General features: G+C 73.2%; 12 protein-coding genes and 1 pseudogene. 8 read left to right on the top strand and 5 right to left on the bottom strand.

What is annotated here, in order from left to right; genetic code table 11:
* Position 1: 1 nt before the first annotated feature.
* Positions 2-988: an LLM class F420-dependent oxidoreductase gene (locus ABUL08_RS03820; protein ID WP_350938476.1), complete on the bottom strand. Its 987-nt coding sequence runs from the start codon at positions 986-988 to the stop codon at positions 2-4.
* Positions 989-1,147: 159 nt separating this feature from the next.
* Here ABUL08_RS03820 and ABUL08_RS03815 point away from each other — a divergent pair, with 159 nt between their 5' ends.
* From ABUL08_RS03815 to ABUL08_RS03805, 3 genes are all read left to right on the top strand, one after another.
* The gene (locus ABUL08_RS03815) at positions 1,148-2,359 is read left to right on the top strand and encodes a low temperature requirement protein A (RefSeq protein WP_350934557.1); all 1,212 of its coding nucleotides are present in this window, start codon (positions 1,148-1,150) and stop codon (positions 2,357-2,359) included.
* Positions 2,360-2,501: 142 nt separating this feature from the next.
* Complete coding sequence (locus ABUL08_RS03810) at positions 2,502-3,356, top strand: DUF1028 domain-containing protein (protein WP_350934555.1); 855 nt, start codon at positions 2,502-2,504, stop codon at positions 3,354-3,356.
* 354 nt (positions 3,357-3,710) lie between these two features.
* A complete protein-coding gene (locus ABUL08_RS03805) occupies positions 3,711-4,292 on the top strand; it encodes a YbhB/YbcL family Raf kinase inhibitor-like protein (protein ID WP_350934553.1) in 582 nt (193 codons plus the stop codon).
* A 48-nt stretch (positions 4,293-4,340) separates the two neighbouring features.
* On the opposite strand, the gene ABUL08_RS03800 is transcribed toward ABUL08_RS03805, so the two are convergent.
* Positions 4,341-5,228, bottom strand: coding sequence for a phosphatase PAP2 family protein (locus ABUL08_RS03800; RefSeq protein WP_350934552.1), 888 nt, complete (start codon positions 5,226-5,228; stop codon positions 4,341-4,343).
* 177 nt (positions 5,229-5,405) lie between these two features.
* Here ABUL08_RS03800 and ABUL08_RS03795 point away from each other — a divergent pair, with 177 nt between their 5' ends.
* From ABUL08_RS03795 to ABUL08_RS03785, 4 genes and pseudogenes are all read left to right on the top strand, one after another.
* Positions 5,406-5,576 (top strand): hypothetical protein, encoded by a 171-nt coding sequence (locus tag ABUL08_RS03795; protein WP_350934550.1) that lies wholly within the window; start codon positions 5,406-5,408, stop codon positions 5,574-5,576.
* A 21-nt stretch (positions 5,577-5,597) separates the two neighbouring features.
* Positions 5,598-5,843 (top strand): annotated as a pseudogene (locus ABUL08_RS30585) (discoidin domain-containing protein); the annotation flags it as partial.
* 60 nt (positions 5,844-5,903) lie between these two features.
* Positions 5,904-6,551: a polysaccharide lyase family 7 protein gene (locus ABUL08_RS03790; RefSeq protein ID WP_377521728.1), complete on the top strand. Its 648-nt coding sequence runs from the start codon at positions 5,904-5,906 to the stop codon at positions 6,549-6,551.
* A 314-nt stretch (positions 6,552-6,865) separates the two neighbouring features.
* A complete protein-coding gene (locus ABUL08_RS03785; RefSeq protein WP_350934548.1) occupies positions 6,866-7,555 on the top strand; it encodes a DUF3159 domain-containing protein in 690 nt (229 codons plus the stop codon).
* Positions 7,556-7,840: 285 nt separating this feature from the next.
* On the opposite strand, the gene ABUL08_RS03780 is transcribed toward ABUL08_RS03785, so the two are convergent.
* The gene (locus ABUL08_RS03780; protein ID WP_350938473.1) at positions 7,841-10,738 is read right to left on the bottom strand and encodes a glycoside hydrolase family 48 protein; all 2,898 of its coding nucleotides are present in this window, start codon (positions 10,736-10,738) and stop codon (positions 7,841-7,843) included.
* A gap of 848 nt (positions 10,739-11,586) precedes the next feature.
* Between ABUL08_RS03780 and ABUL08_RS03775 the strand changes: the two genes are divergently transcribed.
* The gene (locus ABUL08_RS03775; RefSeq protein ID WP_350934546.1) at positions 11,587-13,083 is read left to right on the top strand and encodes a GH1 family beta-glucosidase; all 1,497 of its coding nucleotides are present in this window, start codon (positions 11,587-11,589) and stop codon (positions 13,081-13,083) included.
* A 47-nt stretch (positions 13,084-13,130) separates the two neighbouring features.
* Here the strand turns inward: ABUL08_RS03775 and ABUL08_RS03770 are convergent, their stop codons facing one another.
* Both ABUL08_RS03770 and ABUL08_RS03765 read right to left on the bottom strand, forming a co-directional pair.
* Positions 13,131-13,553: a roadblock/LC7 domain-containing protein gene (locus ABUL08_RS03770; protein WP_449288900.1), complete on the bottom strand. Its 423-nt coding sequence runs from the start codon at positions 13,551-13,553 to the stop codon at positions 13,131-13,133.
* Positions 13,550-16,234 carry a sensor histidine kinase gene (locus ABUL08_RS03765; RefSeq protein ID WP_350934545.1) on the bottom strand — a complete coding sequence of 895 codons (2,685 nt, stop codon included), beginning with the start codon at positions 16,232-16,234 and terminating at the stop codon, positions 13,550-13,552. The genes ABUL08_RS03770 and ABUL08_RS03765 overlap by 4 nt, the downstream gene beginning before the upstream one ends.
* Between the last annotated feature and the right edge of the window lie 105 nt (positions 16,235-16,339).

The raw sequence follows: 16,339 nt of genomic DNA, 5'->3' as shown, positions 1-16,339 counted from the left end.
GTCAGCTCCCGTCCGCGTCCGTGTCCGCGACGCCGAGGCGGGGCAGCAGAGCGGCCAGGGCCGCCGCGCCGCCGGTGGCCAGTTCGGGCGTGGGCAGCAGGGCCATCACGGGTACGTCCACCCCGGCGTCGGCGTAGCGGCGGACCTGCGCGGCGCAGTGCTCGGGCGAACCGTGCAGCACCAGCGCGTCGACCACCTCGTCGGGCACCGCGGCGGCGGCGCCCCGCCGGTCCCCGGCCGCCCACGCGGCCCACATCGGCCCGAGTGACGCCTCCCGGCCGAGCCAGCGGTGGAAGGCGGCGTACGCCGGGACGGTGAGGTAGCCGGCGATCAGCCGGCGGCCGAGCGCGCGGGCGTGCCCGGCGTCCTCGGTCGGGCAGACGAAGATCCGGGCGACGACCTCGAAGCCGGGTCGGCGGTCACCGAGTTCGGCGACGGCCCGGGGCACGTCCTGCGCGGCGAGCCAGTTGAGGATCACCCCGTCGGCCTCGGCGGCGGCCAGCCGGAGCATGCCGGGGCGCAGCGCGGCCAGCAGCACCGGCGGCGGCACGGCCGGCGGGCGTTCCAGGGTGAACCGGCGCACGGTGAAGGTGTCGTAGACCTCGTCGACGGTCTCGCCGCGCAGCGCCGCGCGGAGGAACCGCAGCACGTCCCGGGTACGCCGGAACGGCTCGTCGAAGCGGACCGCGTTCCAGTCCCGGACGACGACCGGCGAGGAGGCGCCGATGCCGAGGGCGAACCGGCCCGGGGCGGTCTCGGCGAGGGCGGCGGCGGTCATCGCCAGCAGCCCGGGTCCCCGGGTGAAGACCGGGGTGATCGCGGTGCCGAGGCGGAGTCTCGGTTGCCACGCCGCGGCGAGCGTCAGCGGGGTGAACGCGTCGGTGCCGGCCACCTCCGAGGACCAGACGTCGGTGAAGCCGGCCCGGTCGAGGGCCGCGTAGACCGCGGCGTGGTCGGCGAGCGGGATCCCGCTCAGCGGCACCGTCATTCCCCATCGGTTGGTCACCGGTCGATCGTGCCCGCTCGCCGCCGCCCGGAGCAAGATCCGGATCGGTCCCGGTCGCGCCGATCCGGGCGTTGTGCACCGCTGCGCCCGGAAAGAGTGTTACGACTGCCAGGTGGGCCGGACCGAGAGTGGGAGGCGACGGTGAGGACCCCCGAGCCGGCCGCCCTGCTGCCCGAGGACCAGGGGGGCCGGGCCACCTTCCTGGAACTCTTCTTCGACCTGGTGTACGTCTTCGCGCTGACCCGGATCGGCGCCCGCGCCTTCGAGGACCTGGCCCTGGAGCCGGGGCACGCGAGCGTGTGGCGGGCGCTCACCGGCGGCGGCAAGACCCTGATCCTGCTCCTCGCGCTCTGGGCGCTCTGGCAGGGCACCGCCTGGACCACCAGCCGCTACGACCCGTACCACATCTGGTTGCAGACGATCGTGATCACCGCGCTGGTGTGCAGCATGGTGATGGGGGTGGCGATCCCCCGTGCGTTCAGCGCGACCGGGCTCCCCTTCGCGGTCGCGTACGTGGTGGCGCAGGTGAGCCGGCCGGGGATTCTGCTGCTGGCGCTGCACCGCCCGCAGTACCGGCGGCTGAAGCAGCGCATGCTGATCACCTTCTGCGCCACCGGCGTGCTCTGGATCGTCGGGGCGTTCCTGCCCACCGACCCCCGGGTCGTGCTCTGGCTGACCGCGCTGGTGCTGGAGTATCTGGCGCAGCGGTTCGGCTGGCCGGTGCCGGGGCTGGGCCGCTCGACCGTCTCCCGCTGGGACATCCACGGTGAGCACCTGGCCGAGCGGTACCAGCAGTTCTTCCTCGTCGCCCTCGGCGAGACCATCCTGGTCGCCGGGGTGTCGTACAGCCGGGACCCGACCAGCCTGACCAGGACCGCGGCTTTCGCGGCCGCGGTCGTCACCTCGGTGCTGCTCTGGCGGATCTACGTCCAGCGGGCCGGACAGATCCTCGGCGAGGCGGTCAGCCGGGCCGCCCATCCCGCCACGATCGGCCGCTCCGCCGCCGACACCCACCTGGTGATGGTGGTCGGCGTGGTCGCCACCGCGATCGGCTACGAACTGGTCAACGAGCACCCGACGGGGCACGGCGAGATCCCGTGGATCGCCATGATCCTCGGCGGCCCGGCGATCTTCCTCGCCGGCCGGGCCCGCTTCGAGTACGAGGTGTTCGGCCGCGTCTCCCCGTCGCGCTGGGTGGGGTTCCTCGTGCTGCTGGGGCTGACTCCGCTGCTGCTCCACGTGGCGCCGCTGGCGTCGGCGTGGGCGGCCGCCCTGGTACTGCTCGCCGTGGCGGTGGCCGACGCCCGCCGCGCCTGGGGCCGCCCGCCCGAGGCCGCCGCCCCACCGTTCTGACCGCCGGCCCCATCGACCCGCCGGCCCGGTCGACCCGCCGTCCCGGCCCGTCGCCGCCACCACGCGGGGTCCGACACGCCGGCCACACCCCCGGGCCACGCCGGGGGTGCCGACCGGTCGACCCCAGGACTAGCATCCGCGAATGACCTTCTCGATCGTCGCCCGGTCAGCGGACGGGCTCCTGCACGGTGTCGCCGTGGCCAGCAAGTTCCTCGCCGCCGGTGCGCTCGTCCCGGCCGCCGAGGCACAGGTGGGCGCCGTCGCGACCCAGGCGCACGTCAACCTGGCGTACCGGTCGCAGGGGCTGGCGCTGCTGCGGACCGGCGTTGCCGCCGCCGACGTGGTGGCCGGTCTGGTCGCCGCCGACCCGGGCCGGGACGACCGGCAGCTCGGGGTGGTCGCGGCGACCGGCGACGGCGCGACCTGGACCGGGCCGCGCTGCCACCCGTGGGCCGGCGGTCAGGCCGGCGACGGCTGGGCGGTGCAGGGCAACATCCTGGCCGGCCCGCAGGTCGTCGACGCGGTCCGCGACGCGTGGCTGGGCGGCGGGGAGCTGCCGTTCCCGCAGCGGCTGCTGGCCGCGCTGCACGCCGGTGACCGGGCCGGCGGCGACCGGCGGGGCCGGCAGAGCGCCGGCCTGCTGGTGGTGGAGCGGCACGGCGGGTACGCCGGCACCGGTGACACCCTGGTCGACCTGCGGGTGGACGACCATCCCGACCCGGTGACCGAGCTGGGCCGGCTGCTCGCCACGCACACCCTGCTCTTCGGCAAGCCGGATCCGGCCGCCCTGCTCGACCTGACCGGCCCGCTCGCCGACGAGGTCGCCGCGCTGCTGGGCACCGCCGGCCACCCGGTCGGGACCGCCGGGCTGGACGACGCGCTCGGCTCCTGGGCCGGCGTGGAGAACCTGGAGGAGCGGCTCGTGCCCGGCCGGATCGACCCGATCGTCCTCGACCACCTGCGCCGCACCGCCCCGACCGCCCGCGCGGGCGACTGACCCTGCGCACGGCCGACGGTTACTCGGCACGGCACGGCACGGCACGACACGCCTCACGGCCACCCGGCGTGACACGGCAGCGCACGGCACGCCTCACGGTCGCCCGGCGTGACACGGCAGTGCAGGCACGCCTCACGGTCGCCCGGCGTGACACGGCAGTACACGGCACGCCTCACGGTCGCCCGGCGTGACACGGCAGTACACGGCACGCCTCACGGTCGCCCGTGTCGGCGTGCCTGAGCTCGCCGGCCTGGTCGGCCAGCCGGCCTGACCGGGCCGCCGCAGCGGCACACCTTGCCCGGGGAGCCATATGACTCCTAGGCATATTTATGCCTCTGCGTCATATCGCGACTGATGCCCTTGGTCTCCGCGATGGCGCCGTTCGCGCCGCCTCCGCTGCCCTCGCCCGTCCGGCTGGGTGGCCCCGGTCGTTTCCTCGCCGGCGCACCGGGTACGCGGCCGGCGACGAAAGGGGGCGCCGAGATGGCGGGCATCATGCTGCGCAGCACCGCGTTCACCGATCACGACCTGCTGCCCGGACGTTTCGCCCGGGACGGCGGGAACGTCTCACCGCCGTTGCAGTGGGCGGACGTACCGGATTCGGCGGAGGAACTGGTCCTGCTCGTCGAGGACCCGGACGCCGGCCGGGAACCGTTCCTGCACTGGTTGGTCACCGGCATCTCTCCCGAGTCGGGTGAGGTCCCCGAGGGCAGCACGCCGCCGGGCAGCCAGGAGTGGCCGAACAGCTTCGGCGAGCGGGGCTGGAGCGGGCCGCAGCCCCCGCGCGGCGAGGAGGCGCACCGCTACTTTTTCCGCCTCTATGCGCTGGACCGGCCGCTGGAGCTGCCGGAGACCCCGCAGGCGGCCGACGTGCACCGGGCGCTCAAGGAGCGGGAGATCGCCAGCGGCACCACGGTCGGCACCTACTACCGCTGATCAGACCCGACCGGCCACCGCCGGTCAGACCCGACCGGCCACCGCTGCTCAGCCCTTGACGCGGGGCACCAGGCGGTGGACCGACGTGAGGACCAGCGCGGCCACCAGCGCCATCGTCCCGACGATGCCGGCCGCGCTGCCCGCGTACCCGACGAAGAGGGGCCGGCGGCCGAGTTCGGCCGCGGCGATGTCGCGGTAGCCGAGCAGCCACGTCAGGGCGAGCCCGCAGGCGACCACGGCGAGCAGGCCGCCGACGGCCAGCACGGCGACCGCGACCCGGTGCGAGTCGGCCGACGAGAACTGGGCCCGCTCGCGCTGGAAGACCAGGAGCACCAGACCGGCCAGCGCGGCCCAGACCCCGACCACGAGGAAGGCCGCCACGGCGTCGCTGGGCCGGTGCCAGCCGGCGGAGAGGGTGGCCACGCCGGCCGCCGCCGCGTACGCCACGCCGAGGAAGGCGCCGAGCACCCGCACCTTGCGGGGCAGGACGAGGATCAGCGCCACCGCGACCGAGGCGGCGATGGCGGTGTGCCCACTGGGCAGGCTGTTGCCGGCCGCCGCGCGTTCCGGGTCCACCCCGAAGTCGGGCCGGGTGAGGACGTACTTGAGCAGCTGGGTGCTGACGTTGGCACCGGCGATCAGCAGCGTGGCGGTGACCGCGAGGGCCTTGCGACCCCGGATCAGCGCGATGAAGCCGATCACGGCGGTGGCCACCAGCAACGACACCACCGACATGGCGTTGAGGATCGTGTTCACCGGCCCGTCGATGGTGTCCTGCCCGATCCGGTTGCCGGTCAGCGCGACCGTGTCGAGCCACTGGCCCAGCTCGGTGTGCAGGGCGAACCGCCACACCACCAGGAACGCAGCCGTCTGGACCAGGGCCAGTACGACCAACCAGACTGCCGTCCAACCCCTTGCCGTCTCCCGCACCCGCACACCGTAGCGGGGTGCGACCGGTTCCGCTCGGGCCGGGCCGCCGTCTTCCCGAACTGACCGGCCACTCAGGATGTTTTCTGCCTCCGAGGCATTGACGGCGACAAAGGCGGATCTTATGTTCACCCGACGCCAGTGCGACCTGGCTCACATACAGGAACTTCTCCGCGAAGGACACCGATGCGACGTACCCTCGCAGTCGCCGTACCGCTGGCGCTCCTCACCGCCGGCCTGGCCGCCGCTCCTCCCGCCTCGGCCGCCACCAGCCTGCCGGTCGGCGGCGTGATCGCCAGCTCGGACGACGGCAACGTCCCGGCGAACACCCTCGACGGTGATCTCGCCACCCGCTGATCGGCCCAGGGCTCCGGTTCCTGGATCCGCTACGACCTCGGCGCCAGCACCACGGTCGGCTCGATCGCCCTGGCCTGGTACAAGGGCAACGAACGGACCAGCAGCTTCGCCGTGCAGACCTCGCCCGACGCCGCCTCCTGGACCACCGTGGTGGGCCAGCGCAACAGCAGCGGCACCAGCCTCCAACTGGAGACCTACGACTTCACCGACCGCACGGCCCGGTACGTGCGGGTGGTCGGCTACGGCAACACGGTCAACGACTGGACCAGCATCACCGAGACCCGGGTCTACGGGGCGGACGGCGGCGGCTGCGCCGTCCCCGCCGACGTGCTGAACCTGACCAACTGGAAGATCACCCTGCCCACCGGGCCGGCTGAGGACCCGGACGAGATCACCCAGCCCACGCTGGACGGCTTCCGCTCCTCCCCCTGGTTCGTCACCGCGGCCTCCTGCGCGGCCGTGCAGTTCCGGGCGCCGGTCAACGGCACCACCACCAGCGGCTCCGGCTACCCCCGCTCCGAGCTGCGCGAGATGACCGCCAACGGCGCCAGTAACGCGAGTTGGTCCTCCACCTCCGGCACCCACACGATGACGTTCGAGGAGGCGTTCACCGCCCTGCCGGCGACCAAGCCGCACCTGGTCGGCGCGCAGATCCACGACGCCAACGACGACATCACGGTGTTCCGGCTGGAGGGCACGGACCTCTACGTCACCAACGGCGACAACGCCCACTACAAGCTGGTCACCAGCAGCTACCAGCTGGGCACCCGCTACCGGGGCAAATTCGTGGTCAGCGGCGGGCAGGTCAAGGTCTACTACAACGACGTACTCCAGGCGACCATCACCCGTAGCTTCTCCGGGGCCTACTTCAAGGCCGGCGCGTACACCCAGGCGAACTGCACCAACTCCTCGCCGTGCAGCGAGACCAACTACGGCCAGACGCTGATCTACGCGCTCTCGGTCACCCACTCCTGAGCCGAGCCGATCGACCCGATCGGCCCGGCCCGGGCACCCCGCTGTGGACCCTTTGCTCTGCAGCCATCCACGCAGCAGGCACCATGCGTCGCCTGCTGCGTCGGTGGCTGCAGAGCAAAGGGAAGCGGAGGGCCGTGGGAGACCGGGAGCGGCCCGACCGGCGTTCCGGGGGGGGGCTCCGCTGATCCGCGTCGCGGCGGAGGGAGAGCGGACGGCCGACCCCGGGCCGGAGGCGGGCGGTGTCGGTCGGCCGCGACGGTGCCGCCGCTCGGTAGCGTGCAGCCGGGACCACTCCCGGATCGGCAGGAGGCGACGTGACCGGCACCGCACCAGAACGGACACCGCCCGCCGACCAGTCGACCACGGAGTCCCTGGCGGACCTGCTCGGCGGGAGACGTGGGGCCGTCGACGCGACCGTGCCGCCGGTGGCGTTCGCCGTCGGCTGGCTCGCCGCCGGGCTCTGGGGCGGGGTGGTGGCGGCGGTGCTGACCGGCGCGGCGGTCGCCGGCTGGCGGCTGCGGCGCGGGGACCGGCCGCGCTCGGTGCTGCTCGGCCTCCTCGCGGTCTGCGTGGCCGCGCTGGTCGCCCTGCGCACCGGCCGGGCCGGCGACTTCTTCCTGCTGCAACTGGTGTCGAACGCGGCGAGCGCGCTGGCCTGGATCGTCAGCATCGTGGTGCGCTGGCCACTGCTCGGGGTGGTCGTCGGCACGGCGCTCGGGCAGCGGGGCCGCTGGCGGCGCGACCCGGCGCTGCGGCGCGCGTACGCCCGGGGCAGCTGGGTGTGGGCGGCGACCTATCTGCTGCGGGTGGCGGTCTTCCTGCCGCTCTGGCTGGCCGGGCAGGTCGTCCCGCTGGTGGTGGCTCGGGTGGCGCTCACCTGGCCGCTGGTGGCGGCGGCCCTGGCGGTGAGCTGGCTGGTCATCCGACGGTCACTGCCGGCCGGGCATCCGGGGCTGCGGCATCCGGTCGTGCCCGGCGGATCGGACGGCGGACCGGGAAATTAGGAGAGAGGCCGCCACGGGGGGAGCGGCCTCTCCGGTGAATGACGTTACTCCGTCCGCGCCCCACGTGTGATCCCGTGGCGGGCCAAATTTTCCCGGCTTTTTCGCGCCGCGCTCGATTCTGGACTTCGGTGGTGGACCGACCGTTCCGCTGCGTCGGCCGGAACGGCCGGTCCACCCGGCCTGACCGTGGGCGTCAGGCCGTCCACCGACCGGGCTCCTCCGTTCCCCCAGGCCCGGTCGGCCTCCCGGACGGGCGGGGGCACCCGCCCGTCCGGAGGAGTCGCCTCAGCCGTTGGGGAAGAGGTTGCCGTAGTCGGCGTACGCCATGGCGACGTCGGCCTGGGCCCAGAACCGGTGGTAGTTGAAGGCCGGCTCCGGGCCGCCCTTCAGGTAGGCGTCCACCTTCGGCCAGTCCGGGTCGTTCTTGTAGAAGGACCGGATGTCCAGGAAGCTCTTGCCGGCGGCGATGGCGTCACCGTTCGGCATCTTCCCGGTCCAGCCGGCCGGGACGTAGAGGCCCTGGCCGTCGGCGGCGTTGTAGACGTCGTCGAAGCGCTTGTAGTCGCCGCGCTTCTCGGTGGTCGACACGCCCTTGGCGTCGCTGGCCGCGGAGAGCGCGTCCAGCAGGCCCTTGGCGGTGTCCTTGGCCGCCACGTTGCCGGATTTGGCGGCGTACGCGATCAGGGTCCGGGCGTAGGCGGCGGCGACGCCGACGTCCTGGCCCTTCACCGTGACCTCGACGTGCAGGTTGGTGTTGGCCTGCGGGCTGGTCGGGTTCCAGTTGTTGGGCTGGCCGGTCCACTTCATGTCCGACGGAATGGACCAGTTGGCGCCGACGGTGGTGTTGGCGATCGCCCACGGCACCCACTTGTCCAGCAGCGCCTTGGCCTTCGCGTTGCCGGTCTGCAGGTACAGCTCGGCGATCCGCTGCATCGACCAGGCCTGCATGCCGAACCACTGGTTCGACGGCGGGTCGTTGTAGACCGGGTCGACGTCGTAGTACATGCCGTAGAAGGTGGCGGTGCCGGCCGGCGGCTGGGCGTACGCGCCGTCCCAGCTGTTGGTGGCGCCACCGGCGATGCCGCCCTCGGCGGACTGGAGCCAGGTGTAGAACTCCAGCTGCCGGTCGAAGCTCTTCTGCCAGTCGGCGACCGCGGTCGGCGACTTGGGCTTGAGTTCCGGCACGTTGGTCAGCGCCCAGGCCGCGAGCGGGTTCTGGTAACCGAAGTGGTTGTGGCTGGAGCCGATCCGCCACGACCAGTTCTGCTGCGGGTCGTACGCGCCACCCCAGGCGTAGTACCAGGACATCAGGTAGTGCGCCGAGTCCTTGCCGCTGCCGGCCGGGCAGGTGGTCGGCCCGACGCAGTTGCCGATCTTCTTGAAGTACTTGTCGAACATCGCGTACCGCAGGTAGTCACCCATCTTGGCGGCCTTGGCCACGGTCGCCGCGACGTCGGCCTCCTTGCCCTGCGCCTTGGCCCAGGTCAGCGCCCAGTACGCGGCCTGCACGGCGCGGGCGTCGGCGTCCGGCGCGTCGGTGTACTTCCACTGCTTGGCCGGGGCGTTGGACTCCTTGACGAACAGGTCGAGGTAGCCGTACTGGCCGCCGTGCTTGAACGTGTCGCAGGACGGCTGCGGCACGGTCTCCCACACCGACTCCTGGGTGCCGCGCTGGAAGGTGTTGATGTACGCCGGCTTGGTGGTGCCGTCGCCGCAGTGGCCGAAGCCGTACGTGTTGTCGACGTCCATCAGCCAGTGCATGCCGTAGATGTCGCCGGTGCCGTAGGTGGACTGGAGCTCGGCGCGCAGCGGGTCCTGGCCGACCGGCACCGACGGCTCCAGGGCCGACGGGTACTGGCTGGGCAGGTTGTGCTCGGCGGCGTACTGGGCGGTGCCCGGGGCGCCGGCGGTGGGCTGGTCGGCGTGCGACGGGATGATGTACTTCTCCATCACCGTCCAGGCGTTGTTGAACGGGCCCCAGTTCTGGGTGACCCGGCCGTACTGGGCCTCCAGCCAGAGCCAGAAGCTGAACGCCTCCGAGGTGGTCTCGTGGCCGTGGTCGGGGGCCTCGACGATCAGCGTCTCGACCGAGTGGTACGGCACGCCCTCGGGGCTGAAGTACCCCGAGTTCTTGATCTTGCCGTACTGGTCGAGGAACTTCTTGATGTACGCGTTGTCCCCGCCCGGGGTGTCGTTGTCGATCTCCGTGGCGGTGATCGCGAGCGGGGCGACGCCGGTGGCCGAGGCGGTGATGGTGGCGGTGCCGCCCAGGGTGTCGGCGTCCTCGGCGGCGGCGACCGTGACGGTGACCCCGGTGTTCCAGTTGGTCGGGGTGAGCGTCACCGAGGCCGGCGAGACGGTGATGTCGGTGTCACCGGTGCGGGTGAGCGTCACCGGTACGTTGGCCGTCGGCGCGGCGCTGAGCTTCAGGTTGACCGACGAGCTGCCGCCCTCGGCCACGCTGACCGACGACGGGGTGGCCACCAGCACCGGACCGGAGGCCGGGTTGACGGTGAAGGACTTCTCGTCCCCCGCCACGCCGTTGGCGTTGTCGTACGCCTTCGCCTGCACGGTGTAGCTGCCGGCGGGCAGGCCCTGCAGGGTGTAGGCGTACGGCGCGGTGGTGTCGGTGTTGACCAGCAGGCCGTTGCGGTAGAACTCGACCTTGCTGATGGTCCCGTCCGGGTCGCTGGCGGTGGCCGTCAGCGGCACGTCGGCCGGCGCCTGGAACGGGCCGGTCGGCAGGCCGAGGGAGACCGTCGGCGGCTGGTTGGCCGGGGTGCCGTTGCACGCCACGCCGTTGAGGGTGAACCCGGTGGGCTTCGGGTTGCTGCCGGTGTAGGCGCCGTTGAAGCCGATCGTGGTGGAGGCGCCGGTGCCGAGGCTGCCGTTCCACGACTCGTTGGTGGCGGTCACCTCGCTGCCGGACTGGCTCCACTTGGCCGACCAGCCCTGGGTGAGCCGCTGGGTGCTGTTGGGGAAGGTGAACTTCAGGGTCCAGGCGTTCACGGCGTCGCCCAGGTTCTTGACGGTGACGTTGGCGGTGAAGCCGCCGCCCCAGTCGTTCGTCGCGTACACCACGTCGCAGGCGGGGGCGGCCTGCGCGGCACCGGCCGGCAGGGCGATCCCGCCGATGGCGAGGGTGGTGGCGGCGAGCATCGCCGTACGGCGACGTCTTGCCAGGAGTCTCATGTGCGCGGTGTCTCCTCGGACCAGGCCGGGACCGTACGGGTCCCGGCGGGGCGCCTCCACGCGTCGACGAGGCACGCGGGGGGACGGAAGCGCCCGGGGAAGGGGTCGACCCGGCCGTGCCGGGGATGGGGCGCCGCACCGGACGAACCGGTTGCCCTGGGCGGCCCACGCTCGCGCGTTCTGGCTCTGCTGCGTTGATTCGACAGTGTGCCATGGAAGCGCTCCCACGACAAGCAGGACGCCGCTCAGACACGTCCATGTTTCGATCTCGTTTAGGGGCTTTCACAAAGCCGTGACGGGCGTTACAGTCGCTGCATCGCCGATGGGAGCGCTTCCATCGACCGAGATGCACAAAGAAGATCGTTCCAGGCGTTCTGCGCCCGGAACGCGCCAGCCAGAGGCTGACGACGGGCCAGCCCGGACGCCGCCGTCAGCCATCGCCCACCGGCACGGAGGGAGGTGGAACCAGAGCCACTCGCGTGGCCCGGCTCCCGCGCGACATGCACGATCGGACGCCAATCTCGGACGTGCGTGTCTGCATCACAGGTGGGGACGGGGGTTGCCCTCCCCCGTCCCCACACTAAACCCCCGTTGTCGACGGGAAAAGAGGCCGACGGGTCAGGCGCGACGCGCCACCCGGCCGGCCTCGCTCGCTATCGGCACCATCCGGCGGCCCGCGCCGCGCCGCCGGTCGACGCCCCCACCCCCGCCCGGTCGCCGGGACGGTCGCACCGCGCCCCGCCGCAGTCCGCCCGCCGGAAGGTGACCGGCGCCGCCTGCCGTATCATGGGAGCGCTCCCGGACGTCGGGTGGCCCCCTATCCTCCGAGGAGAACGCCCATGTCGATACTCACCCGACGGCGGCTGCTCCGCCGCGCCGCCCTCTCCGCCTCGGCCGCCGGCGCGGCCCGCGCCGGACTCACGGGCAGCACGGCCGCCGCCGTCGCCAGCGCCGCCGCCCTCGGCGGCTGCGAGAACCCGCCCGAGGCGGACCGGGAGAGCAGCCCCGAACCGGACGGCGCGCTGCGGTTCCCGCCGGGCTTCGCCTGGGGCGCGGCCACGTCGGCGTACCAGATCGAGGGCGCGGCCAAGGAGGACGGCCGGGGCGAGTCGATCTGGGACACCTTCAGCCACACCCCCGGCCGCACCCGCAACGGCGACACCGGCGACGTCGCGGCCGACCACTACCACCGGTACCGCGACGACCTGGACCTGATGGCCCAGCTCGGACTGCGCAGCTACCGGTTCTCCATCTCCTGGCCCCGGATCCAGGCCGACGGCGCGGGCAGACCCAACCAGCGCGGCCTCGACTTCTACCGCCGCCTGGTCGACGGGCTGCACGAACGCGGCATCGCCCCGATGGCCACCCTCTTCCACTGGGACATGCCGCAGGCGTTGCAGGACGCCGGCGGCTGGGAGTCCCGGGACACCGCCTACCGCTTCGCCGAGTACGCCGACGCGGTCTTCCAGGGCCTCGGCGACCAGGTCCCGGTCTGGCTCACCATCAACGAACCCAAGACCGTGGTGCAGAACGGCTACCTGTGGGGACACCACGCCCCCGGACGGCAGGACCCGCAGGCGGCGTACCTCGTCGCCCACCACCTCCAGCTCGCCCACGGCCTCGCCGTCCGGGCCCTGCGGGCCACCGGCCAGGCCGGCCGGATCGGCCCCGCGCTCAACCTGCACCCCTGCTACCCGGCCGACGACAGCGCCGAGGCCGCCACCGCGACCCGCCTCTACGACGGCTACGAGAACCGCCTCTATCTCGACCCGATCCTCACCGGCGCCTACCCGCAGGACGTGCTGGCCGACCTCGGCCCGGACAGCCGGATGGTCAAGGGCATCCGCGACGGCGACCTCGACGTCATCGCCAGCCCGGTCGACCTGCTCGCCGTGCAGTACTACACGCCGATCTACGTCACCGGCCAGGGCGACACCGTCCGGAAGTGGCCCACCTCCGAGGCGGAGTGGCAGCAGATCCACCCCGAGGGGATGTACGACATCCTCACCCGGGTCACCCGCGACTACGGCCGGATCCCGATCACCATCACCGAGAACGGGCTGCCCTGCCCGGACACCCTCGGCGCCGACGGCACCGTCGACGACGCCGGCCGGGTCAGTTTCCTCCGCGACCACTTCGCCGCCGCGCACCGCGCCGTCGCCGACGGGGTGCCGCTGGAGAGCTACCACGTCTGGTCGCTGCTGGACAACTTCGAGTGGGCCGAGGGGTACGACCAGCGCTGGGGCCTGATCTACGTGGACTACCCGACGCAGCGCCGGGTGCTCAAGCGCAGCGCCCACTGGTACCGCGACGTCATCCGCAACAACGGCCTCTGACCCGGCACGGGCCGGTCGGGACACCCACCCCGGCCGGCCCGTACGCCTCAGCGGGGCAGCGCCTGCTGCAACTCGGCGCGCAGTGCCGGGGTGAGCATCTCGCCGGCCTGCTTCGCCAGCCGTGCCATCTCGTAACCCACCACGCCGATGTCCGCATCGGCACCGGCCAGGGTGGCCAGGATCGAGCCGTCCCGGATCTGCATCACCAGGAAGTAGCCCCGGCCCATCTCGACCACGGTCTGCTTGACGATGTCCCCGTCGAACATCTGCGCCGCCCCGGCCGTGATGGACATCAGCCCCGACGTCACGGCGGCCAGCTTGTCGGCGTGGTCGCGCGGCAGGTGGGCCGAGATCGCCACCAGCAGTCCGTCGGAGGAGACCACCACCGCGTGCGCCACCCCGGGAACCCGCTCGGCGAACGCGTTCACCAGCCAGCTCAGGTCCCGGGCCTCCTGACTCATCGTCATCATCGTTGTCCCCCTTCAGTCGGCCCGCCCGGCGGCGGCATGACGAACTCCGTGGTCTCCTCGGCCTCCGCCCGCCGCACGCCCCCGTAGAAACGGGAGAGCATGCCGCCGACCGCGTCCGGGTCCGGCTCGTGGCGCGGCATCGGCTCGGTCGGACGGGCGGGTTGGGTCACCGCGGCGAGCTGGGCCATCGGCACCCGCACCGGCAGGCCCCGCTCGTTGGTCCCTCCGGTGACCGGCGTCGCGGCCGGTGCCGGTGTCACACCCAGCGTCGACGACGACGGCCCCTGACGCGAGAACCAGCCGCTGCCCGACGGCGGTCCGGCCGCCGAGGCGAGCACGTTCCCGGCGCGGGCCGGCCCCGGTGGGGCCTGCCGCGGCAGCGCCGGCTGCTCCCGTACGTCGACGGTCGGCTGCTGCGGCGGGCGGCCCGCCACCGGCAGTTCCGCCGCCGTGGGGCGGCCCGCGACGGGCAGCGGGGCCGGCTCGGGCGGGCGACCGGCCACCGGCAGCTCCGCCGTATTGGGCCCGCGGCCGGCGACGGGCAGATCGGCGGGCGCCGGCCGGCGACCGGCCACCGGCAGCGCGCCGCGCGGCGCCACGGGCGGGGTGCCCGGCCCGGTCGCCGCACCGAGCTGGGTGGTGAGCATCCGCGGCGAGGCGGGCTGGTCCAGCTCGGCGGCGGGAGCCGGCGCCAGCAGGTCGGCCGGCAGCCGGACCTCCGCGACCAGACCCTCGCGCCGGCCACGCAGCCGCACCCGGATGCGATGCCGGGCGCCGAGGTGGCTGACCACGAAGAGACCCATCCGCTCGGAGGCCGCCACGTCCGCCGCCGGCGGCTCCGCCAGCAGCGCGTTCGCCTCGGCCAGCGCGGAGGGGCTCATCCCGAGCCCCTGGTCGGCGATCTCCACCAGCGCGCCGGAGCCCTCGGCCCGCGTGCTCACCCGGACGACCGTGTCCGGCCGGGAGAACGCGGTCGCGTTCTCCAGCAGCTCGGCGAGCAGGTGCACCAGGTCGCCGACCGCGTGCCCGACGACGTGCAGTTCCGCCGCCGAGGAGTGGCGCACCCGCTGGTACTGCTCGATCTCGGCGCTCGCCGCGAGCAGCACCGCACCCAGGCCGACCGGCCGGTTCCACCGACGGGTGGACTCCGTACCGGCCAGCACCAGCAGGCTCTCGTCGTTGCGGCGCATCCGGGCGGCCAGATGGTCCAACCGGAACAGGTTCTCCAGCTGGTCCGGGTCGCTCTCCTCGCGTTCCAGGTCGTCCAGCAGCTCCAGCTGCCGCTCGACCAGCACCTGGCTGCGCCGGGCCAGGTTCACGAACATGGCGTTGACGTTGCGGCGCATCAGCGCCTGCTCGACGGCGACGCTGACCGCGCTGCGGTGCACCGCCACGAACGCCTCGGCCAGCTCGCCGATCTCGTCCAGCGACCGGACCACCGCCGGCGGCACGTCGATGTCGGTGACCGGGCTGTCCACCGCCCGCAACCGGTCCAGCGCGTCGGGCAGCTCGACCTGCGCGATCCGCAGGGCCTGGCTGCGCAGCAACCGCATCGACCGGGCGATGGACCGGCCGATGAGCAGCGAGATGAGCACGGCGACCAGGAGGACCGCGACGATGCCGCCGACCACCAGCAGGGTGTCCCGCAGCTGGGCGGAGCTGGCGTCCTCGGCGCGGGTCACCGCGTCGTCGAGCACCTCCCCCTCCAGCTGCCGGAGCAGCTCCTGCCGCTGCTCGCTGGCCGCCCACCACTGCGGGGCGGGCAGCACGGCCGGATCGGCGGCGGCGGTCGGCAGGCTCTTCTCCTCCAGCTTCGTGGCGGCCACGAACGCCGGATCGACCGAGGTCCGGTCGTAGCGGCGGATCTGCTCGGGGGTCGCCGCGACCCGGAACGCGCCCAGAGCGGTGAGCTGCTGGGCCCGCAGGTCGGTGATGCTGACCTGGTCGTTCACCTCGTAGCGACCGGCGCGGGCGGCGGCGTAGAGCTGCGCGCGGATCCGCGAGGTGAACTCCTTGACCCGGGCGAGCTGGACGTACCGCAGCACCGCGTCGCTGAGCGCCTGCTGGTCGTCCCCCGGGGACGGCTCGGCGAGCAGGGTGAGCAGGGCGTCGATCGACCGGTGGTAGTTGCTGAGGACGGTGTCGTTGCTGAGCACCGCCGCCGGCACCGTGGCGCGGATGTAGACGACCTGGTCGAACGACTCCAGCACCTGCGAATAGGAGACCCGCCAGGCGGCGTCCGCGTCGACCAGCGGTTCGGCGGACCGGCGCAGCTCGCTCATCGCCTGGTCGGTGGCGGCGTGCAGGGGCTTCAGCGCGGCGATCGCGGCGTCCCGGTCGGCCGCGCCACCGGCCCGGCGCAGCGCGGCCAGCTCCCCCGCGGTGCGGTCCCGTTCCTGCTGCAACCGGTCCACCGCCGTGGTGATCTGCCGGCCGATGCCGACCTGCTGGGCGAAGTCGCTCAGCGCGGTGGTCTGGCCCACCAGGCCCCGGGTCTGCACCCCGGCCAGCACCAGGAAGGCCAGCGAGGGGATGACCAGCACGGTGGCGAGCTTGGTGCCCATCCGCCAGTCCCGCAACCGCAGCGGTGACCGACGCCGGTGCGGTACGACCCGGACGTCGAAACGGCTGCGGCGGTGGTTCGAGACCGCGCCGTCGCCCGCGTCGGGACCTGCGCCCACACATGCCTCCTCGGTCCCTCGCCTCCACCGGGGTCGGGGAGCGCAGTCCATCCAACCAGGCCGGGCGGCCCTGTCAACGGCCTGGACGACCGGCCGGTCAGGAAG

It is taken from the genome of Micromonospora sp. CCTCC AA 2012012 (assembly GCF_040499845.1).
Lineage (GTDB): Bacteria > Actinomycetota > Actinomycetes > Mycobacteriales > Micromonosporaceae > Micromonospora > Micromonospora mangrovi.
The sequence above is the reverse complement of the archived record's forward strand: the minus strand, read 5'-3'. Positions and strand labels throughout refer to the sequence as shown.

Bases quoted from the DNA above. Each gene is read 5' to 3' on its own strand.
- ABUL08_RS03820 (WP_350938476.1), bottom strand. From the start codon at position 988: ATGACGGTGCCGCTGAGCGGGATCCCGCTCGCCGACCACGCCGCGGTC.
- ABUL08_RS03810 (WP_350934555.1), top strand. From the start codon at position 2,502: ATGACCTTCTCGATCGTCGCCCGGTCAGCGGACGGGCTCCTGCACGGT.
- ABUL08_RS03805 (WP_350934553.1), top strand. From the start codon at position 3,711: ATGCCCTTGGTCTCCGCGATGGCGCCGTTCGCGCCGCCTCCGCTGCCC.
- ABUL08_RS03795 (WP_350934550.1), top strand. From the start codon at position 5,406: ATGCGACGTACCCTCGCAGTCGCCGTACCGCTGGCGCTCCTCACCGCC.
- ABUL08_RS03775 (WP_350934546.1), top strand. From the start codon at position 11,587: ATGTCGATACTCACCCGACGGCGGCTGCTCCGCCGCGCCGCCCTCTCC.
- ABUL08_RS03770 (WP_449288900.1), bottom strand. From the start codon at position 13,553: ATGATGACGATGAGTCAGGAGGCCCGGGACCTGAGCTGGCTGGTGAAC.